The organism is Aeromonas sp. 1805 (genome assembly GCF_013085525.1).
Lineage (GTDB): Bacteria > Pseudomonadota > Gammaproteobacteria > Enterobacterales > Aeromonadaceae > Aeromonas > Aeromonas hydrophila.
Genome location: NZ_CP038515.1, coordinates 14,223 through 33,417 on the forward strand (window position 1 = coordinate 14,223; position 19,195 = coordinate 33,417).

At 58.0% G+C, this 19,195-nt stretch carries 20 protein-coding genes; 12 read left to right on the forward strand and 8 right to left on the reverse strand.

The genetic code is table 11. The annotated features are described in order from the left end of the window. Positions 1–84: 84 nt before the first annotated feature. From rluB to E5E96_RS00085, 5 genes are all read right to left on the reverse strand, one after another. Complete coding sequence (rluB, locus tag E5E96_RS00065) at positions 85–1,008, reverse strand: 23S rRNA pseudouridine(2605) synthase RluB (RefSeq protein WP_011706718.1); 924 nt, start codon at positions 1,006–1,008, stop codon at positions 85–87. Further along, positions 1,001–1,597: an SMC-Scp complex subunit ScpB gene (gene scpB / locus E5E96_RS00070; protein ID WP_016351377.1), complete on the reverse strand. Its 597-nt coding sequence runs from the start codon at positions 1,595–1,597 to the stop codon at positions 1,001–1,003. Before scpB ends, rluB begins: the two co-directional genes overlap by 8 nt. A 35-nt stretch (positions 1,598–1,632) precedes the next feature. Continuing rightward, positions 1,633–2,544: a ScpA family protein gene (locus E5E96_RS00075; RefSeq protein ID WP_171281278.1), complete on the reverse strand. Its 912-nt coding sequence runs from the start codon at positions 2,542–2,544 to the stop codon at positions 1,633–1,635. After that, positions 2,537–3,157: an L-threonylcarbamoyladenylate synthase gene (locus E5E96_RS00080; protein ID WP_016351379.1), complete on the reverse strand. Its 621-nt coding sequence runs from the start codon at positions 3,155–3,157 to the stop codon at positions 2,537–2,539. Before E5E96_RS00080 ends, E5E96_RS00075 begins: the two co-directional genes overlap by 8 nt. 102 nt (positions 3,158–3,259) lie before the next feature. Continuing rightward, on the reverse strand, positions 3,260–4,141 hold the full coding sequence (locus E5E96_RS00085; RefSeq protein ID WP_171281279.1) for a PHP domain-containing protein: 882 nt from the start codon (positions 4,139–4,141) through the stop codon (positions 3,260–3,262). A 437-nt stretch (positions 4,142–4,578) separates the two neighbouring features. Here E5E96_RS00085 and E5E96_RS00090 point away from each other — a divergent pair, with 437 nt between their 5' ends. The 10 genes from E5E96_RS00090 to E5E96_RS00135 all read left to right on the forward strand — a co-directional run bounded on the left by E5E96_RS00090 (position 4,579) and on the right by E5E96_RS00135 (position 15,343). After that, complete coding sequence (locus tag E5E96_RS00090) at positions 4,579–6,213, forward strand: anthranilate synthase component 1 (RefSeq protein WP_171281280.1); 1,635 nt, start codon at positions 4,579–4,581, stop codon at positions 6,211–6,213. Further along, positions 6,206–6,805, forward strand: a complete 600-nt coding sequence (locus E5E96_RS00095; RefSeq protein WP_016351382.1) for an aminodeoxychorismate/anthranilate synthase component II — start codon at positions 6,206–6,208, stop codon at positions 6,803–6,805. Before E5E96_RS00090 ends, E5E96_RS00095 begins: the two co-directional genes overlap by 8 nt. A 10-nt stretch (positions 6,806–6,815) precedes the next feature. Next, complete coding sequence (gene trpD, locus E5E96_RS00100) at positions 6,816–7,829, forward strand: anthranilate phosphoribosyltransferase (protein ID WP_024944101.1); 1,014 nt, start codon at positions 6,816–6,818, stop codon at positions 7,827–7,829. Continuing rightward, a complete protein-coding gene (trpCF, locus tag E5E96_RS00105; protein ID WP_171281281.1) occupies positions 7,829–9,325 on the forward strand; it encodes a bifunctional indole-3-glycerol-phosphate synthase TrpC/phosphoribosylanthranilate isomerase TrpF in 1,497 nt (498 codons plus the stop codon). The genes trpD and trpCF overlap by 1 nt, the downstream gene beginning before the upstream one ends. A gap of 80 nt (positions 9,326–9,405) precedes the next feature. Then, positions 9,406–10,599 (forward strand): tryptophan synthase subunit beta, encoded by a 1,194-nt coding sequence (gene trpB / locus E5E96_RS00110; protein ID WP_017410364.1) that lies wholly within the window; start codon positions 9,406–9,408, stop codon positions 10,597–10,599. After that, on the forward strand, positions 10,596–11,402 hold the full coding sequence (gene trpA / locus E5E96_RS00115) for a tryptophan synthase subunit alpha (protein ID WP_005350211.1): 807 nt from the start codon (positions 10,596–10,598) through the stop codon (positions 11,400–11,402). The genes trpB and trpA overlap by 4 nt, the downstream gene beginning before the upstream one ends. Positions 11,403–12,070: 668 nt before the next feature. Further along, entirely contained in the window at positions 12,071–13,255 is a 1,185-nt protein-coding gene (locus E5E96_RS00120) for an RES family NAD+ phosphorylase (protein WP_253264722.1), read from the forward strand. 243 nt (positions 13,256–13,498) lie between these two features. After that, the gene (locus E5E96_RS22445; protein ID WP_041203154.1) at positions 13,499–14,203 is read left to right on the forward strand and encodes a potassium channel family protein; all 705 of its coding nucleotides are present in this window, start codon (positions 13,499–13,501) and stop codon (positions 14,201–14,203) included. A 19-nt stretch (positions 14,204–14,222) separates the two neighbouring features. Beyond that, positions 14,223–14,729: a hypothetical protein gene (locus E5E96_RS00130; protein WP_171281283.1), complete on the forward strand. Its 507-nt coding sequence runs from the start codon at positions 14,223–14,225 to the stop codon at positions 14,727–14,729. A 218-nt stretch (positions 14,730–14,947) separates the two neighbouring features. Next, the gene (locus E5E96_RS00135; protein WP_253264688.1) at positions 14,948–15,343 is read left to right on the forward strand and encodes a hypothetical protein; all 396 of its coding nucleotides are present in this window, start codon (positions 14,948–14,950) and stop codon (positions 15,341–15,343) included. Here E5E96_RS00135 and E5E96_RS00140 read toward each other — a convergent pair. Further along, positions 15,330–15,872 (reverse strand): metal-dependent hydrolase, encoded by a 543-nt coding sequence (locus E5E96_RS00140; protein WP_171281284.1) that lies wholly within the window; start codon positions 15,870–15,872, stop codon positions 15,330–15,332. The genes E5E96_RS00135 and E5E96_RS00140 overlap by 14 nt on opposite strands. A gap of 141 nt (positions 15,873–16,013) precedes the next feature. On the opposite strand from E5E96_RS00140, the gene E5E96_RS00145 reads away from it, so the two are divergent. Both E5E96_RS00145 and E5E96_RS00150 read left to right on the forward strand, forming a co-directional pair. After that, the gene (locus E5E96_RS00145) at positions 16,014–16,256 is read left to right on the forward strand and encodes a DUF3297 family protein (protein ID WP_005302916.1); all 243 of its coding nucleotides are present in this window, start codon (positions 16,014–16,016) and stop codon (positions 16,254–16,256) included. 197 nt (positions 16,257–16,453) lie between these two features. Continuing rightward, entirely contained in the window at positions 16,454–16,996 is a 543-nt protein-coding gene (locus E5E96_RS00150) for a beta/gamma crystallin-related protein (protein ID WP_171281285.1), read from the forward strand. Between the two features lie 69 nt (positions 16,997–17,065). Here the strand turns inward: E5E96_RS00150 and E5E96_RS00155 are convergent, their stop codons facing one another. Both E5E96_RS00155 and E5E96_RS00160 read right to left on the reverse strand, forming a co-directional pair. After that, positions 17,066–17,509 (reverse strand): inhibitor of vertebrate lysozyme family protein, encoded by a 444-nt coding sequence (locus E5E96_RS00155; RefSeq protein ID WP_016351391.1) that lies wholly within the window; start codon positions 17,507–17,509, stop codon positions 17,066–17,068. A 182-nt stretch (positions 17,510–17,691) separates the two neighbouring features. Next, complete coding sequence (locus E5E96_RS00160) at positions 17,692–18,903, reverse strand: NupC/NupG family nucleoside CNT transporter (RefSeq protein WP_171281286.1); 1,212 nt, start codon at positions 18,901–18,903, stop codon at positions 17,692–17,694. Positions 18,904–19,195 lie beyond the last annotated feature (292 nt).

Here is a 19,195-nt window from a genome sequence, read left to right on the forward strand (position 1 = left end):
CAATAACGAACTCAAAAGGCGCCAACGAAAAGGCCCGCCGAAGAGGCGGGCCTTTTGCTGTACGGCCTTGCGGCCACGCAGCGCTTACTTGCTGCCGGTACCCGAGTTGCGGGTGGAGGAGGTCGGCTTGCGACGGGCGGTGGTGGCGCGGGCGCGCGGCTCCTTGCCCTGCATCTCCTTGTGGCGCTTGACGGCGCGACGGATCTGGGCGGCCTGCTTGTGACGGCTGGTTTTGCCATCCTGCTGCAGATCGACCTTGGACTCGGTCTCGTTGGGCAGGTTGACCAGGCCACGCAGGTAGTTCACCTCGGGCAGTTTCAGTTCCTGCCAGCCACCGCGCGGGATGCCGCGGTCCAGCTGCACGTCGCCGTAGCGAATGCGCATCAAGCGGCTCACCTGCACTTCCTGGGATTCCCACAGACGGCGCACTTCACGGTTGCGCCCCTCGGTCAGGGTGACGTTGAACCACTGGTTCAGACCCTCGCCGCCGGCCGGCTTGATCTTGTTGAACTTGGCCATGCCGTCTTCCAACTGCACGCCCTTGCGCAGGCGCTGCAGCATGGCTTCGGTGATCTCGCCAAACACCCGCACCGCGTATTCCCGCTCCACTTCGTGGCTCGGGTGCATCAGCCGGTTGGCCAGCTCACCGTCGGTGGTGAACAGCAGCAAACCTGAGGTGTTGACGTCGAGGCGGCCGACCGCAATCCAGCGGGCCCCTTCCATCTTGGGCAGACGATCAAACACGGTGGGACGACCTTCCGGATCGTGACGGGTACACATCTCCCCTTCCGGCTTGTGGTAAGCCAGTACGCGGCAGATCACTTCCTCTGCGGCACGGGTCTTGATCTGGTGTCCATCCACCCGGATCACGGCGTTCACTTCGACGCGATCCCCCAGTGTGGCGACCTTGCCATCCACACTGACCCGACCTGCGGTGATCAGGGCCTCCATCTCACGACGGGAGCCGTGACCCGCGCGGGCCAACACTTTTTGCAGTTTTTCACTCATCGGGGTTACCTGATTGTTGATCGCTGCCCGCAGCTGCCAATGTCAGCGTGGACAACGAGGGTTGCAGTTCGGGATCCAGCTCGGGGAGCTGCTCCAGACTCTGCAGATTAAAATAATCCAGAAATTCTCGGGTGGTGGCGAGCAGCTCCGGGCGACCCACCACCTCCTTGTGGCCGATGCTGCGCACCCAGCCACGTTCTTTCAGGGTATTCACTATCTGGCTCGAGACCGCCACCCCGCGGATGGCTTCGATCTCGGCCCGGGTGATGGGCTGACGATAGGCGATCAGCGTCAGCGTCTCCATCACGGCGCGCGAATAACGGGGGGCCCGCTCACTCCAGAGCCTGGAGAGCTCCTCGGCGTACTCCTGGCGGGCCTGAAAGCGCCAGCCGGAGGCCACCTCCTTGAGCTCCACTCCCCGTTCGCTGTAATCCTGTCTGAGCTCCGCCAGCAACAGCTGGACGTAGCGGCTGGTGACCGGGTAGTCCGCCAGAACGCTGCTCTTGAGCTCGCTGACGCTGAGCGGGCGTCCGGCGACGAACAGTGCCGCCTCGATCAGCGTCTTGAGTCGTTCAGCTGGCAGCGCCATGGTCTGCTCCTCGCAACATCGGCCTCTTCAACCGTTCAGTGGGCAGCGCCACGCTCGCTCTCCTCATGCTGGCCGGCCAGGGCAAAGTGGATCGGTCCCAGCGGTTCCGCCTGCAGGATCCAGATCAGCTGCTCCTTGCACAGCTCCAGCAGCGCCAGAAACGTCACCAACACCCCCATGCGCCCCTCTTCGGCGCGCAGCACCCGATCCAGGCGCAGGGTCTGGCCCAGCGAGAGCATGGCAAGGATCTCCGCCATGCGCACCCGAGTCGGGATCTGCTCACGGCGGATCTGGTGATGTTCAAAATGAGTCGCGCGTTTTACCACACTTTGCATGTAAAGGGCGAGCTCAACCAGCGAAACATCGGGCGTCAATGGTTTGAGATCGCCAAAATCCGGCGGCAGCGCGGTGGCGATGAAGATCTCCCGCTCCAACCGCGGCAACTCGTTGACCCGCTCCGCCCCCACCTTGTAGCGCTCGTACTCCTGCAGCCGGCGAATGAGGGTAACGCGGGGGTCTTCCCCCTCCTCCTCATCTTCCAGCTCCGGCGCCTTGGGCAGCAGCAGGCGGGATTTTATCTCCGCCAGCCAGGCCGCCATCAGCAGGTATTCGGCCGCCAGCTCCAGATTGAGGCCCTGCATCAGCTCCACGTACTCCATGTACTGGGCGGTGATCTGCAGGATCGGCAGGTTGAGGATGTCGAGCTGCTGGCGCCGGATGAGGTAGAGCAACAGATCGAGCGGCCCCTCGAAGGTATCGAGAAACACCTCCAGTGCATCGGGCGGGATGAACAAATCCTGGGGCAGCTCGTGATAGGGCTGCCCCAACACCCGGGCGATGGGAGACGGGACGGCCTGGGGGGGAATGGCCTCCCCCGCCGGGCTCGCCGCCCTCTCGCCCGCCGTGGGCGTGGTCGTCACCGGCACAGGATCGGCAGTATCACTCAAACGGAGTCGGGTCCCCGGCACCACGCCGGCGCAGCACAGGCTCGTCGTCGGAGAAGTCCACCACGGTAGTGGGCTGCTCGCCCAGATAACCGCCGTTGACCACCAGATCCAGCTGTTTGCCCAGCTTGTCGAAGATCTCCTCCGGGTCGAACTCCGCCATGTCCGATTCCGGCAGGATCAATGTGGTGGAGAGCAGCGGCTCGCCGAGCGCTTCCAACAGCGCCTGGGCAATCTTGTTGTCCGGCACCCGAATGCCGATGGTCTTCTTCTTCTCGTTCATCAGGCGACGCGGTACTTCCTTGGTGGCCTTGAAGATGAAGGTGTAGGGGCCGGGGGTGTTGTTCTTGATCAGGCGAAACGCCGTGTTGTCCACCTTGGCATAGGTGGAGATCTCGGAGAGATCGCGGCACACCAGGGTGAAGTCGTGGTTGGGATCGATGCGGCGGATACGGCAGATGCGCTCCAGCGCGCCCTTGTCGCCCATCTGGCAACCCAGCGCATAGCCCGAGTCGGTGGGATAGACGATGACGCCGCCGTTCTGAATGATCTGTACCGCCTGGCTGATCAGACGGGCCTGGGGGTTTTCCGGATGTACGTAAAAGTGCTGACTCATGACTCGTTCTCGCAATGGGGGCGGCAATGCCTGCCCGCTTGATGGCCGTGGAGCCGGGCTCCACGACGCTACCTTAATCTGTTTGACGTCCGCCGGCGCCTCTCAACGGCTGGCCAGCAGGGCGGCGTGTTGCTCGGCGCTCAGGCCGAAGTGGCCGGGATGGGCCAGCCAGAGCGGCATGCCCTCCTTGGGCAACCAGAGGTGGCGCCCCAGCTCGGTCCAGTTGGAGGGAAAGTGAAAATCCGATCCCACCGAGATGTAGAGGTCGTGCTCCTTGGCCCACTGGCCGAGATTGGCCCGCTCCTGCGGACTCTGCTGGGGCAGCGAGACCTCCATGGCATCGCCACCGGCCGCCTTGAAGGCCACCAGCAGCCGCTTGATCCACTTGGCGGTGAGGTCGTAACGGCTCGGGTGGGCCAACACCGCTAGACCGCCAGCGGCGTGAATGGCGCTGATCGCCTCGCCCATCTCGGGCCACTCGGCCGGAGCATAGCCCTTGTTGCCCCGGCTCAGGTACTTTTTGAAGACCTTCTGCATGGTATCGGCCACCCCGCGCGCCATCAGCACCCGGGCAAAGTGGGCCCGGGTCACGGCGGCGTCGCCAGCCAGCAGCTTGGCCTCTTCATAGGTGCCGGGGAGCTGGCACTTCTCCAGACGACGCCCTATTTTCTGGGCGCGCGCCTCACGACGGGCCAGCTGGCCGGCCAGAAACGCCACCAGCTGCGGATTTTTTTCATCCACTCCCAGCGCCACGATATGGATCTCGTGATGCTCCCAGCCGGTGGAGATCTCGACCCCGCTCACCAGTCGCAGCGGCAGTTGCTCGGCGTCGATGGTGCGGCGCACCTCGTCAAGCCCGGCAAGGGTATCGTGGTCAGTGACTGCTAACACTTCGACCCCTTGTGCGGCGGCGCGGCGCACCAGTTCGGCTGGGCTCAGCACGCCATCCGAGGCCGTGGTATGGCAGTGTAGATCGAATCTCATCAGATTATTCCGCTCTCGTGGTCAGGTCACCATGGGTACACATTCGGTGAAAGAAGGCTAAAAAGCGACTTGACTTGGCCGCGGCTTTATCGTTTTCTGTAGGCACTTCATTGCAAACATCTTTTTACAGGACTTTATCATGCAAACGACTTCCATCCTGACCATCTGGTGGTGGCACACTCCCTGACATGCGGGCGTGTGGTCGTTGCTGTACCTGTAAATCTGACAGCAAATAAAGAACCCAAAGAAAAAGCCCGCTGACCCCAGCGGGCTTTTTTATTATCCGGCAAATGGACCTGTGATGAAACCGAGAATTCAGACAAGCAACCTGACCTGGCGATGGCGCCCCTGAACCAGCCACCCCAGCCCCATTAAATTTTCAAGGAATTCAACGTCATGAACATCGGTAAACAACATCACACGCAAGGGAACGCACTATGACAGCCAGCCATCGCCTTCCTCTGGGTGAATTCGATACCCTCACCCTCAACGCCCCCTATGTGGCCGATCCGCTGGCACTCTACAGCGAGCTCTGCCAGGGTCGCCCCAACAACCTGCTGCTGGAATCGGTCGAGATCGACTCCAAGGCGGGCAAACAGAGCCTGCTGCTGGTGGACGCCTGCCTGCGCATCGAGTGCCGTGGCCGCACCGTGCGGGTGCGCAGCCTCAACGACAACGGCGCCCAGCTGCAGAGCCTGCTGGCCGAGCGCCTGCCCGCCGCCGTTGCCCAGAGTCTGGTGGCCGGCGAGCTGCAGCTCGACTTCCCGGCCTCCGATCGGGAACAGGACGAAGACAGCCGCCTCAAGGGGATCAGCGTGCTGGACGTGCTGCGCACCCTGCAACGGGAGCTCGATTGCCAGCTCGGCAAAGAAGCCCTGTTTATGGCCGGCAGCTTCGCCTACGACCTCATCGCCTCCTTTGAAGATCTGCCCGACGTGCCACAGGGGAGCAACGACTGCCCCGACTACTGCTTCTACGTGGCCGAGACCCTGATCACCATCGACCACATCGCACGCTCCACTGCGCTGCTCGCCTGCATCTTCGGCGGTGACAGCGACGAGAGCCGGGTGGAAGACAGATACCACCGCCTGAGCGAGCGCCTCGCCCAGTTCAAGCACGTCTGCCAGCAAGCCCCCGCGCAGGCACCGGCCACCCCGGCCCTCGCCGGCGGCATGAGCGTGGACAAGAGCGACAAGCAGTTCTGCGCCGAGGTGGAGAAGCTCAAGGGCTTCATCCGCCGCGGTGACATCTTCCAGGTGGTGCCGTCACGCTGCTTCTCCCTGCCCTGCCCCAGCCCCATCGCCGCCTATCGCCGCCTCAAGCAGACCAATCCCAGCCCCTACATGTTCTACGTGCAGGATGAGGGTTTCACCCTGTTTGGCGCCTCCCCCGAGAGCGCGGTGAAATTCTGCGCCACCAGCCGCGACGTGGAGATGTACCCCATCGCCGGCACCCGCCGCCGCGGCTTCAACCCCGATGGCAGCATCAACCGGGATCTCGACGGCCGCATCGAGCTGGAACTGCGTCAGGACGAGAAAGAGGTGGCCGAGCACCTGATGCTGGTGGATCTGGGCCGCAACGACATCGCCCGTATCTCGGAGCCGGGTACCCGCTACGTCAAGGAGCTGCTGAAAGTGGATCGCTACAGCCACGTGATGCATCTGGTCTCCAAGGTGGTCGGTACCTTGCGCGCCGACCTTGACGCCCTGCACGCCTATCAGGCCTGCATGAACATGGGCACCCTCACCGGCGCCCCCAAGATCCGCGCCAGCGAGCTGATTCGCATGGTGGAAGGCAAGCGTCGCGGCAGCTACGGCGGCGCGGTCGGCTACATCAACGGCGCCGGCGAGATGGATACCTGCATCGTGATCCGCTCCGCCTTTGTCAAAGAGGGCGTGGCCCACGTGCAGGCCGGTGCCGGGGTGGTCTATGACTCCAAGCCCCAGGCCGAAGCGGACGAAACCCGCGCCAAGGCGGCCGCCGTGCTGGCCGCCATCGCCGCCAGCCATGGCACCTCCCTGCAAGCCCTGAGCGCCCAGCAGGAGCAACATAAGGACATGAGCCATGACTAACATCTTCCTGCTCGACAACTTCGATTCCTTTACCTACAACCTCGTCGACCAGTTCCGCTCCCTCGGCTATCCGGTGCGGATCTACCGCAACAGCCTGCCGGCGAGCCGCATCATGAGCGAGATCGCTGCCTGCGAAGGAGACGCCGTACTGGTGCTCTCGCCGGGCCCGGGCGCTCCCCACGAGGCAGGTTGCCTGATTGACCTTATCAAGCTGGCCCGTGGTCAGGTGCCCATCCTCGGCATCTGCCTCGGCCATCAGGCCCTGTGTGAAGCCTACGGCGGCACCGTCGGCGCGGCGGGCGAAATCGTCCACGGCAAGCGATCCCTGATTGAACACAACGGCCACGGCGCCTTTGCGGGGCTGCAAAGCCCCTTGCCGGTGGCCCGCTACCACTCGCTGGTCGCCACCTATGTACCGGAAGAGCTGACGGTGATTGCCCACTATCAGGGCATGCCCATGGCCATCGAGCAGCAGGATGAGCGGGTGCTGGGCTTCCAGTTCCACCCGGAATCCATCATGACCTCGGAAGGGGCCCGCCTGCTGACTCAGGCGCTCGCCCATATCACCCGTCCAGAAAGCAGTGTGCGGTAAGGAGACCAACATGCATCATCATCTCAACACCCTCTATCAGGGTCAGTCTCTGAGCCGTGAAAGTACCCGTGACGCCTTCGGCCAGGTGGTACGTGGCGAAGTGGATCCCATAGTTCTCGCTAGTCTGTTGACCGCCCTCAAGATCAAGGGGGAGACCCCGGAGGAGATCGCCGGCGCCGCCGAGGCTCTCTTGGCGGAAGCGCGCGACTTCCCGCGTCCGGATTATGAGTTCTGCGACATCGTCGGCACCGGGGGCGATGGCCTCAACACCATCAACGTCTCCACCACCTCGGCGCTGGTCGCCGCCGCCTGCGGCCTGAAAGTGGCCAAGCACGGCAACCGCTCGGTATCGAGCAAGTCGGGGTCGAGCGATCTGCTCGACAAGATGGGCATCAAGCTCGACATGAGCCCGGCGCAGGCGCGCCGCTGCCTGGACGAGCTTGGCATCTGCTTCCTGTTCGCCCCCCAGTATCACGCCGGGGTGCGCCACGCCATGCCGGTGCGTCAGGCCTTGAAAACCAGGACGCTATTTAACGTCTTGGGGCCGCTTATCAACCCGGCTCGCCCCACCTATCAGCTGATGGGGGTCTATGCCCCCGAGCTGGTACGCCCCATCGCCGAAACCCTGCTGGCTCTGGGGCTGAAAACCGGTATGGTGGTGCACGGCGCCGGCCTTGACGAGATTGCCATCCACGGCCCGACCCAGGTGGCCCAGATCCGTGACGGCGAGATCCGCGAGTTTCTGTTAACCCCGGCTGACTTTGGCCTGGAGACCTATCCGGTCAGCGCCATTCAGGGCGGTGAGCCGGAAGAGAACCGCGCCATCACCGCCGCCATTCTGGAAGGGCGTGGCACCCCGGCCCACAACGCAGCCATCGCCGCCAACGTGGCGCCGCTGCTGCTGATGGCGGGCAAGGCGAAGGATCTCAAGAGCGCGGCCGCCCAGGTGCTGGCGGTGCTGGCAAGCGGCAAGACGGCGGAGCTCGCCGCTCGGCTGGCCACCTTGAGCCATCAGGAGGCATGATGTCAGCCACGACTCTGCACAGCAGTCATTCAGAACGCCCAACCGGCAATAACCAGCTTCGCAAGGATAACGAGATGTCAGACCTTATTGCCCCCCATGCTTTTCTGAACATGGCCTCCATCAGCCAGACCATTCTCGGCAAAATCGTGGCGGCCAAACAGGAGTGGGTTGCCGCCCGCAAGCTGGCCCAGCCGCTGGAGAGCTTCCAGAGCACGCTGACCCCAAGCGATCGGGATTTCGTCGGGGCGCTCAAGGCGGGCTCCACCCGCTTTATTCTGGAGTGCAAGAAGGCCTCCCCCTCCAAGGGCTTGATCCGCAACGACTTCAGCCCGGAGGCCATCGCCGACATCTATGGCAAATACGCCACCGCCATCTCGGTGCTGACCGACGAGAAGTTCTTTCAGGGGGATTTCGCCTTCCTGCCGCGGGTGCGCAGCCGTGTGCAGCAGCCGGTGCTCTGCAAGGATTTCATGATTGACCCCTATCAGGTCTATCTGGCTCGCCACTATCAGGCGGACGCCATTCTGCTGATGCTCTCGGTGCTCACCGACGAGGGCTATCGCGCCCTGTTCGCGGTGGCCAAAGAGCTGGGTCTTGGCGTGCTCACCGAGGTGAGCAACGAGGAGGAGCTGACCCGCGCCATCGCGCTGGGGGCGCCGGTGATCGGTATCAACAACCGGGACCTGCGGGATTTGAGCGTCGACCTCGCCCGCACCAAGCAACTGGCCAAAGACATTCCAAGCGATCGGGTGGTGATCAGCGAGTCCGGCATCAACCACCGCGCCCAGGTGGCGGATCTGCGCCACCATGCCAAGGGCTTTCTGGTGGGTTCATCTCTCATGGCCGAGCCGGATCTGGAAGCGGCGGTGCGCAAGCTCACTCTGGGCCAGAACAAGGTGTGCGGTCTGACCCGTCCCGAGGACGCCGCTGCAGCCCATCAGGCGGGCGCGGTATTTGGGGGTCTTATCTTTGTGGCCAAAAGCCCGCGCTATGTGGACATCCCCGCCGCCCGCGCCGTGATGGCGGGCGCGCCGCTCGCCTATGTGGGGGTATTTCGCAACGCCCAGCCCGCCACCATCGTCAAGACGGTGGAGGCGCTTGGCCTCGCGGCAGTGCAGCTGCACGGGGATGAAGATGCCGCCTATATCGAGGGGCTGCGCGCGCTGCTGCCGGCTGGCTGCCAGATCTGGAAGGCCGTCGGAGTCACAAGTGGCGAACCGCTGCCCGCCATCGACTACCCGGCGGATCGCCTGCTGCTGGATACAAAAGTAGGCAGCCAGAGCGGTGGCACCGGTCAGGCGTTCGACTGGGCACTGCTGGCCCATCTCGATAAAGCCAAGCTGATGCTGGCGGGCGGCCTTAACCCCGACAACGCCCTGCAGGCGGCCCAGGTCGGCTGCCTCGGCCTGGATTTCAACTCCGGGGTGGAAAGTGCCCCGGGCCAGAAGGATGCGCACAAGCTGGTGGCCGCGTTTGCCGCCCTGCACCAACTGTAAGCACGCCCTGTGAGACCGCCACTGAATCGCTGTTTCGTAATTGATGTTCCGTTTTCGACTCAAGGTATAAGGAAGAAACCATGACCCTGCTCAACCCGTTTTTTGGTGAATTTGGCGGCATGTACGTGCCCCAGATCCTCATCCCGGCCCTGCTCCAGCTGGAGAAGGCCTTCGTCGATGCCAAGGATGATCCGGCCTTTATTGCCGAATTTCAGACCCTGCTGACCGAGTATGCCGGTCGCCCGACCCCGCTCACTCTGACCCGCAATCTGACCAAGGGCACCAAGACCCGCCTCTATCTGAAGCGTGAAGACCTGCTGCACGGCGGTGCCCACAAGACCAACCAGGTGCTGGGTCAGGCGCTGCTGGCCAAGCGGATGGGCAAGAAAGAGATCATCGCCGAGACCGGCGCCGGTCAGCATGGCGTCGCTACCGCACTGGCCTGCGCCCTGCTCGGCCTCAAGTGCCGGGTCTACATGGGTGCCAAGGATTGCGAGCGCCAGAAGCCCAACGTCTTTCGCATGAAGCTGATGGGCGCCACCGTCATTCCGGTGCACTCCGGCTCCAGCACCCTGAAAGATGCCTGCAACGAGGCGCTGCGCGACTGGGCCGCCAACTACGAGTCGGCCCACTACCTGCTCGGTACCGCCGCCGGCCCGCACCCCTTCCCCACTATCGTGCGGGAGTTCCAGAAGATGATCGGCGAAGAGGCCAAGGCCCAGTGCTTCGAGAAGGAAGAGCGGCTGCCCGATGCGGTGATCGCCTGCGTCGGCGGCGGGTCAAACGCCATCGGCATGTTTGCCGACTTTATCGATGAGCCGTCGGTGCGCCTCATCGGCGTCGAGCCGGGTGGTCACGGTATCGAGAGCGGCGAGCACGGTGCGCCGCTCGGTCACGGCAGCAAGGGGGTCTTCTTTGGCATGCACTCCTACCTGATGCAGGACACCCAGGGCCAAATTCAGGAATCCTACTCCGTCTCGGCGGGGCTCGATTTCCCCTCCGTCGGCCCGCAGCACGCCCACCTGGCCGCCATCGGCCGCGCCGAGTACCCCTCGGTGACCGACAAGGAGGCGCTGGACGCCTTCCAGGAGCTGGCCAAATCCGAAGGCATCATACCGGCGCTGGAGTCCTCCCACGCACTGGCCCACGCCCTCAAGATGGCCCGCAGTGAACCGGAAAAAGAGCAGGTGCTCATCGTCAACCTCTCCGGCCGTGGCGACAAAGATATCTTCACCGTGGCTGACATTTTCGAGAAAGAAGGAACCTTGTCATGAACCGTTACGCACAACTCTTCTCCCGTCTGGACGAAGCCAATCAGGGCGCCTTTGTGCCGTTCGTGATGCTGGGTGACCCCACCCCCGAATTGTCGCTGGCCATCGTCGATGCGCTGGTCGCAGGGGGCGCCGATGCCCTCGAGCTCGGCATTCCCTTCTCCGATCCGGTGGCGGACGGTCCCACCATTCAGGGCGCCGCACTACGCGCGTTTGCCAGCCACACCACTCCGGACGACTGCTTTGAGCTGCTCGGCCGCATCCGCGCCAAGTACCCGCAGCTGCCCATTGGCCTCTTGGTCTACGCCAACCTGGTCTATGTGCGCAAAATCGACGGCTTCTACGAGAAGTGCCAGCAGGCCGGTGTGGATTCGGTACTGGTGGCCGATGTGCCGGTGCAGATGTGCGCCCCCTACAAGGCGGCGGCCGACAAGTTCGGTATCGACAGCATCTTTATCGCCCCGCCCAATGGCGATGCCGAGACCCTGAAACAGGTGGCGGAGCTGGGTAATGGTTACACCTATCTGGTGAGCCGTGCCGGCGTGACCGGTGCCGAGACCAAGGCCGGCATGCCGGTTGAGGGATTGATCAACACCCTGCGCGAGTTCAACGCTCCCCCCGCCCTGCTCGGCTTTGGCATCAGCGAACCGGCTCAGGTGCGTGAAGCCATTGCCGCTGGCGCCGCCGGGGCCATCTCCGGCTCCGCCGTGGTGAAGATCATCGAGACCCACCACCAGAATCCGGAGCATATGCTCACTCGTCTGAAAGAGTTTGTGGAAGGGATGAAGGCCGCGACCAATAGATAAAGTCGGGTATGGGGTCGGCTGTTTGTGGCCCTGAGTTATCAGTTCACATAACCACGCCATAACCATGAGAAAGGGAGCCTGACCGGCTCCCTTTCTTTTTGTTGCTTCTCCCCGCTTGCAGCCATGAGCGTGTAACGCCCTCTCCCTACGGGAGAGGGCTGGGGTGAGGGGATTGTGCATTCCCTGCCAAATGAGTTGCTCTCTCAACGCCCGCCTCAATGACTAATTTATTGATCCAACACAGATTCCCTCCAAAGCCCCCTTCTCAACTACCAGCATCGCCCTTAAGATACCCAAATGACAATCAACCTCTCGGAAGAACGCCATGACAGCGATTGTTGCTATCTCGCAGGTTAACAAGCAGCGGACTGGGGGCTGGAACTCAGGGGCGGTAGCCTTGCCCGTACTTACCATATCCAACACCACATCAGTGTTTTTACACAGTGAAATTTCTAGAGCAAAATGGGATATCAAGCGATATACGTTCAGCATCAAGAATTTGCTGGTAACAACATAATTTATAATAAATCTTCGGGGCCAAAAGCGGTATTTTATGGAGTTATCTTTCATCGGATTAGCAATGCTATTTATCTGATTGCTATTTGTTGCCAAAATAAATTTCACTCTATCAATAGATATAAAGTTTTAACAGGTGGTATTTCGTGACAATGAATATTATGAATGAACTTAGAGAAAAGGAAATTGAGGAAAGCATCGGAACCATTTGTGAACACTGCAATAAAAACGCTTTTTATTTTAATAGAAAAAACACTGACTTTAATACAAAAGAGAGCTGCTTAATATGCTTGAAGAAACATGTGAGAGGAGTGCTTTTAGAGGATTTTGTTTTTACACTATCTAGGCATATCCCAAAACATTACAAACTTATTGAAAACAATATGTCGGAACTGGTTTCACTTCGAGATATATTGCAGAGATTTACTTATGAAAATGAAACAGTAATTGAAAAACTTACCTTGCTATTATGCAAAGAAATACCTAGCTATTTTAAAACGGAAGGGAAATATAAAAGCATCATCGATAGTTCATTCATTGAAAGTGCCAGAAAAAGTGTTATTGCAGAATGGAATGAAATATCAAGAGAAGTAAAGCACACTCGTCGATTTACTAATAAAAGGGCTCTTGATTTTTATGAAAACATAATTGGAACATGTATGTTTAATGTTGAAAAAGAAAGTAATGAATTCAACTCAGCATTGACGAAAATAAAAAAAGGAACTAGTTTATTCAGGGGGCGAATAGTCCAAAATAATACCCATAAAGAAACTATTAAATCGTCCCCTGAAAAAGAACTTGCTGCTCCACCAGAGTATTTAGCTGGAAGTAACCGTATGAGCCCCTCCGGGATATCTTTTATGTATACAGCTGGAGACTATCACACTGCAATCGCAGAGCTTCGTCCTTATATTAGTGATACGATTGCAATCGGTGAGTTTGTAACTAAAAAAGACCTTAATTTTTTTGACTTTACACTTTTAGATAACATAAAAATTAAAGATCCCAATATTCTGGAAGATCCTAATTCTAAGTTCTTCCGATATAGATATCTATTACATAAATTACATGATTTGATTTCAAGACCTGTTAGACCTACGGATGTAAGCTATATAGATATACAAGTGCTATCTGAAACCATTAGAAATTACAAGGATGGTATTTTTAATGGAATTAAATTTAAATCATCACAGAAACCGAAAGGATTTAATTATGTTTTGTTTGGTGATTATGATGACGAAAAAAAAGCAAAAGACTATCATGTGGAGTTAGACAATGATCGTAAAGTAGCGTTTTTTCAAGTGACAGAAATTGTAACAACAGCGACAAAAGTATGACATTGCAGTCATTTATTCAACAAATAGATGAGAGCATATAAATTCATATACTTAATATCATTAAGTTATCAATATCATTGATAGGACGCAGCTAATAAATTCTTTAAGAGGGGCTGTAGACTCATGTCTTTCCAATTCCAATGAGCTGTGATACTTACAACTGTTTTGTTTCATTTTAGAGTTATACTTTACTAGCCATTAGGCTGTAATTCTATTTTTTATTAACTTAGGCACTTAATTCTAGTGAAAAAATTCCTATTAAAACTTATTTGTAGTGACCTAGTTTCAGAAAAGAAATTTGTACATCCTGCGATCAGATCTCAAGGCTGGAAAGTTGCTAAAATTTGGAATGAAAAGAAAGAAAAAACATTTGGAATTGAAAGGTTGCTAAGGTTATTACTGGTGATCTCTGCATTCGTATTCCCAGGCCTATATATTAGACACATTTCAGGTTATGGCGGACTATTGTGCAGAAAATTAGCAACGGAGTTTTACGTTGTAGTTAAGCTGTGCTTACCTCTAGCTATATTCTCGCTAGAGTTACAATCAAACCCATTTACTCTTGCTTTAACGGGTTATTTGCTAATTGAAACACTCCTATACCTTTTAGGACTTATTTTTTTATCTGATATTTATGCTAGTCCGATTTCAAATAAAAGATCTTACCTTATGGTTATGATAAACTATGTCGAGACTTGTTTGGGTTTTGCGGTACTCTACGAAGGGTTTGCGTCGATTAAAGGTCTAGCGAATAGTATTGATGCAATTTATTTTAGTTTCATTACAGCAACAACTATTGGCTACGGTGACATCCTGCCAACAGATTCTAAATCTAAGCTCTTGGTTATCGTTCAGTCTATGTACACTTTAGTATTAATTGGTCTAGTGCTTACCAATTTCACATCAAATATCAACTACAAAAATGACACGTATAAATCCAATCGATGAAACTTAAAAAACAATATATATGTTTTATACCGAACGCTTTAAATATGCATTTTCTTTATTTTTATATAGTGAAAGTTATGGTTGTATTTGGCCATCCCATCGCAAAGCGATTAACAATATAAACAAGGGTGTGAAAGATATGAATTATAATATGTGGACAACAAGACTACAGTTTTATAGCATGCTTCTAATTATTGTAGCGTCCTTATTTCAGCTTACTAGTTTAAAGGATGTTGAAAGCACTCAGTCAGACCTTGAACGTCGTTCAACTGAAGCAAAGTTGGAATATCTGTGGAACTACATTACATTAGATTCGGAAGAAAAAAAGGAAAAGTATAAGGCACAAGTGCAATCATTTTTCGTTAATTCTGATTCCCTCGCTGAGATACATGAAGAAGAGGTTAGTAGTTACCATTTACTCTACTCAATAATTTATATCGCCAGTGCATCGATGGCATTGTTTGCGTTCCTGTTTGAACACAAAACAAAAGGCCTAACAATGAGATCTAAAGGAAGTCGGCGTTGACACATCACCATATCTAAAGCTGAGCATTAAATTACTAAGCTTACAAAAAAATCATGACACCCATATTTCTGAGTAAGGCCTACCATAGCCAACTCTCAAAATATGGGTGTCCCAACGTCATTTAGAAACCGAGGGTGATTGGTATTGCAGCTTTATTGTAAAAAGCCCCAACTTAATAACAATTAAAGAGCTCGCATCTATTGCTGGATCGCAAATATATGACGCCGATGAGTTTGCAGGTAAAAATCCATCCAATAATTGAACTATCATCATCTGCGACTAATGGAATGACAAACAGCAACCGAAAAACAAAACGACTGGCCATAATCTGCTTTTTCCTGTTTCTGTTAAGACTCGGATTTCGCGCCTTTGGCTATGACCTGCTTTATCACAATCCAAATGATCCCTACGGTATATCGGATTTAATAGAAGTGGCATTAGCCCTCATATATCTGGTGCGCCTGGGTCTCTGCATACTGCATGCCCTGTGGATATTGCTCCGGCACTGGGATCAAAGTGCTTTAGGGGCCTCCGCCCTGCTCGCTCTCTGTGCCGCCCAGTGGCACAGTTATGACTATCTTCATCTCTTGGCCGCCAGTCTCAGCATCCCCTAGGGCCCCTGTACCACACCCGCCATCCCATCAATACCAGCATCAATACAACCCCCGGCAGCCAGACCCAGTAGAGCTCGGAGAGGATCACCGCCTCACCTCGGGCGGTGAGATAGGCTTCCAGCTTGAAGGGGGCAACCCGGATCACCTGCCAGGGTGCAAAAAATCGTTCGTCACGCCACGGCCAGAGCCAGCCAACCCCCCTGCCGCCGGTGGTCAGCGAATCGAGCAGGCTGTGGGAGAGCAGCGAGACCAGCAGAAACGACCAGACGGTGGCGACGCTGGCCCGAAATTGGCGGTGAAACAGCATGGCCAGAGTGGGCAGGGCAAAGGCGAACAGCAGAGAGTGGGTAAAGCCACGGTGGCCAAAGACATGGCCGTAGGCAACCCCCAGTTTAAAGGCGAGCACGTCGGCATCGGGCAGCATGGCGATGGCAACCCCCGCCAGCAGCAGGCGCGGCGGAATAATCCGGCTGCCAAGCCCGAGCCCAAGGCAGAGAGGGACGGCGGCGTGAGTGACTATGGTGGGCATAGAGTGAAGCTCCAACTGAAAACGTGAGCCTACCTTATCCCCGCTCGGTGAAGTGAAGGTGAAGTTGCGTGCCACCAGCCTTGAGCCCATGACGGGCATTGCCTACAATGACCCACTTTTTATCACACTCAGGTAAATAAAATGAGCGACAACAAACCTGCCCTGCCCGACCGTCTGGCGGCCAACCCGCGCAGCCCGCACCATGTGGCGGAGTGCTTCCAGCACGAGATCGGCATTCGCGTGAACGGCAAGGAGCGCACCAATGTCGAGGAGTACTGCATCAGCGAAGGTTGGGTGAAGATCCCCTCCCCCAAAGCCAAGGATCGCTACGGCAACCCCATGCTGATCACCGTCAAGGGCACCGTCGAGGCCTTCTACGCCTAAGCCGCCTTGACCGCGCGCCCCGCTGGGCCCGCCGCCATGCTATTCAGAACACCGGCCTTGTGCCGGTGTTCTGCTTTGGGCCTTTCATCTTTACATCGATGGCGGGCAAGGCGTGTCGCAGCGGGCGCCGCCCCCACTTGCATCGGGCCTGCGTCTCGGCAATCCTTGCCGCCCCTTGAACTGGCAAGATCTCATCCATGAACAAGCTGTTTGTCCTGCTGGCGCTGTTGACCCTGAGCACAGCGGCCCGCGCCGATATCCTTATCAATCCCCAGATCGTGGTGAACGGCCAGAGCCAGGGTGGCGGGCGTATCCACATCTGTACCCTGACCCCCTTCAACAGCGTCTATGCCGATGCGGGGCGCAGCGAATGGCTGGCGCGCCAGAAGGTGAGCCGCCGCTGCCAGCAGGGCCAAGGCAACAACAGCCTGTTTTGCGAACCGGCCAAGGCGAGCTGCCTGACAACCCGATTGGACGAAGGGGACGACGCCGGCGTCCTGCTGGTGTTTGACGGCTCCCACCAGAACGGTGAGTCCCTGCGCATCGACCGGGATATTGCGGATCTCGGTCACTACGGCTTTGCCAACCGCATCTCCTCCTTCACCGTGCCGACTGGCTGGGTGGTGCGTTTCTTCGAGGAGACCGACTTTCGCGGTGGCTACTACACCCGCAAGGGCGGCGAGCAGGAGGCGACCGACTTCAACAATCGCATCCGCTCGGTGCGGATCCTGAGCCGCTAGCGCCCTGCCACATCACCTCTTCGCCATAAAAAAACCTCTGCCTGGGCAGAGGTTTTTGCTTTTCGAGGCTTACTGCCAGTTGGGGTCGGCCTCAACCTGCTTCATCAGGGCGGCCTGCATCCCCTTGTCCGGCTGGCCGAGCCAGGTGTAGCGGGCGAACTTAGACGGGGTTTCGCGGGCAGCATCGCTATCCGGCAGATCGATCAGCACGCCCCACACCCGCTTGGCCTTGGCATCCACCAGCAGTTGCATGTAGTGGCTGGCGCAGTCGTGAGGTTTGCAGACCGAGCCGCTCTGATAAGGGGTGCCGGCCACGGCTTCGAGCGGGGAGCTGGTGCCGTTGCCGCTGCGCACCCACTTGGGCAGGTTCTTGATGCCCTGGGTCGCCTTGGCCCAGGGGGCCTTGAAGTCCGCTGACAGCAGCAGATCCGAGGTATAGGTGGCGGCGGCAAACGCCGGCGCGGCGCCGACCAGCAGCAGGGAGAGCGCCAATGCGCGAGAGAAACGGGTCATGGTGTGATTCCTTGTTATATGAATGCCTGAACGGGCGCGGACGGGCCGCGCGCCATCACGCTACCGCCTGTGCCCGCCCCTGTCGAGCCCAGGCCGTACCGAGGCGTCAGTGGTTGGCGCCAGATGGACGACACCCCGCCGCGCCAGTGGCGAGACGGGGTGTACATGGGGGCAAGGGTCGCTTAGCCGAGAGAGGCGAACAGCCCCGCCAGGGTCGCGCTCATCAAGTTGGCCAGGGTCGCGGCCAGCACCGCCTTGAAGCCGAGGCTCGCCACGTCGTGGCGGCGCTCCGGTGCCATGGTGCCGATGGAGCCAAGCTGCACCGCAATGGAGCCCAGGTTGGCAAAACCGCACAGCGCGAAGGTGATGATGATCTGGGTGTGGGCGCTGAGATCCTGCTTGATGTTGGCAAAGTCCAGGTAGGCGACGAACTCGTTCATGATCACCTTCTGGCCAATCAAGGATCCTGCCGCCATCATCTCGCTGGCCGGCACGCCGATGAGCCAGGCCACCGGGGCAAACAGATAGCCCAGCAGCTGCTGCAGGGAGAGATTGGCCCAGCCGAACCACTCGCCCACCGTGATGAGACCGGCGTTGATCATGGTGATGACGCTTACAAAGGCCAGCAGGATGGTGCCGATGGCCACCGCGATCTTCATGCCGCTCATGGCGCCGCCCGCCAGGGCGTCGATGGCGTTGCTGTAGTCGCTCTTGTCGAGGGTGATCTCGGCCTGCTCGCGCACCTGTTGCTGCTCCGGTACCAAGAGTTTCGCCATCAAGAGGCCACCCGGCGCAGCCATAAAGGAGGCGGCAATCAGGTATTTAAGATCCACACCCAGACCGGCGTACCCCCCCAGCACCGAGCCCGCCACTGAGGCCATGCCGCAGGTCATCACCGCAAACAGCTCGGAGCGGGTCATGCCGGCGAGGAAGGGGCGGATCAGCAGCGGCGACTCCCCCTGCGAGAGGAAGATGTTGCCGGTGGCCACCAGGGATTCGGCGCGGCTGGTGCCGAGCAGGCGGTGAATGCCGCCCCCCAGCACCCGGATCACCCACTGCATGATGCCGAAGTGATAGAGCACGGCGATCAGCGCGCTGATGAAGATCACCAGCGGCAGCACCCGCACGGCGAAGATGAAGCCGTTGCTGGCCAGATCGCCAAACACGAAGCGGATGCCGCTGTCGGCAAAGCCGAGCAGGGCGGAGACGCCGTTGCTCATGGCGCCGAGCATGATTTGACCGGGGGGGAAGTAGAGCACCAGGGCGGCAAAGCCGGTTTGCAGGGCGAGGGCCCCCAGCACGGTCCGCCAGCGGATGGCACGGCGGTTTTCACTGGCCAGCCAGGCGATAAACATCAGGGCCAGCATACCGACCAGACTCAATAACAGCGTCATCTTGCACCTATGAAGAGAGAAGTTTCATACGGCAAGTCTGCAGACAGGCATCGCAGGGAGCGGGCGGGAGAGGTGCCGACCCCGCGACACGCAGACCACAAACCTACAGGTTAGTGGCGGGTCCCATCCTGGGGTCATTCACGTTCCGGGTGACGGCGAGTATCGGGTGACGCCAGCGCCGTCGCAGGGGGAGCTGCGGCCGGGTGGCAGGTCGGGCGGCGATGGTACAGTGATCGCCGTCACAGAAAAAGCGGTAAAACGATTGGCAAGTATAACTTTTTTATGTCTTAGG

Coding starts and splice junctions, on each gene's coding strand:
- E5E96_RS00090 (WP_171281280.1), top strand. CDS start 4,579: ATGACAGCCAGCCATCGCCTTCCTCTGGGTGAATTCGATACCCTCACC.
- E5E96_RS00150 (WP_171281285.1), top strand. CDS start 16,454: ATGAACAAGCTGTTTGTCCTGCTGGCGCTGTTGACCCTGAGCACAGCG.
- trpD (WP_024944101.1), top strand. CDS start 6,816: ATGCATCATCATCTCAACACCCTCTATCAGGGTCAGTCTCTGAGCCGT.
- E5E96_RS00160 (WP_171281286.1), bottom strand. CDS start 18,903: ATGACGCTGTTATTGAGTCTGGTCGGTATGCTGGCCCTGATGTTTATC.
- E5E96_RS00135 (WP_253264688.1), top strand. CDS start 14,948: ATGACGCCGATGAGTTTGCAGGTAAAAATCCATCCAATAATTGAACTA.
- E5E96_RS00120 (WP_253264722.1), top strand. CDS start 12,071: ATGAATATTATGAATGAACTTAGAGAAAAGGAAATTGAGGAAAGCATC.
- trpCF (WP_171281281.1), top strand. CDS start 7,829: ATGTCAGCCACGACTCTGCACAGCAGTCATTCAGAACGCCCAACCGGC.
- E5E96_RS00085 (WP_171281279.1), bottom strand. CDS start 4,141: ATGAGATTCGATCTACACTGCCATACCACGGCCTCGGATGGCGTGCTG.
- E5E96_RS00145 (WP_005302916.1), top strand. CDS start 16,014: ATGAGCGACAACAAACCTGCCCTGCCCGACCGTCTGGCGGCCAACCCG.
- trpA (WP_005350211.1), top strand. CDS start 10,596: ATGAACCGTTACGCACAACTCTTCTCCCGTCTGGACGAAGCCAATCAG.
- E5E96_RS00155 (WP_016351391.1), bottom strand. CDS start 17,509: ATGACCCGTTTCTCTCGCGCATTGGCGCTCTCCCTGCTGCTGGTCGGC.
- trpB (WP_017410364.1), top strand. CDS start 9,406: ATGACCCTGCTCAACCCGTTTTTTGGTGAATTTGGCGGCATGTACGTG.
- scpB (WP_016351377.1), bottom strand. CDS start 1,597: ATGGCGCTGCCAGCTGAACGACTCAAGACGCTGATCGAGGCGGCACTG.
- E5E96_RS00080 (WP_016351379.1), bottom strand. CDS start 3,157: ATGAGTCAGCACTTTTACGTACATCCGGAAAACCCCCAGGCCCGTCTG.
- E5E96_RS00095 (WP_016351382.1), top strand. CDS start 6,206: ATGACTAACATCTTCCTGCTCGACAACTTCGATTCCTTTACCTACAAC.
- rluB (WP_011706718.1), bottom strand. CDS start 1,008: ATGAGTGAAAAACTGCAAAAAGTGTTGGCCCGCGCGGGTCACGGCTCC.
- E5E96_RS00130 (WP_171281283.1), top strand. CDS start 14,223: ATGTTTTATACCGAACGCTTTAAATATGCATTTTCTTTATTTTTATAT.
- E5E96_RS00140 (WP_171281284.1), bottom strand. CDS start 15,872: ATGCCCACCATAGTCACTCACGCCGCCGTCCCTCTCTGCCTTGGGCTC.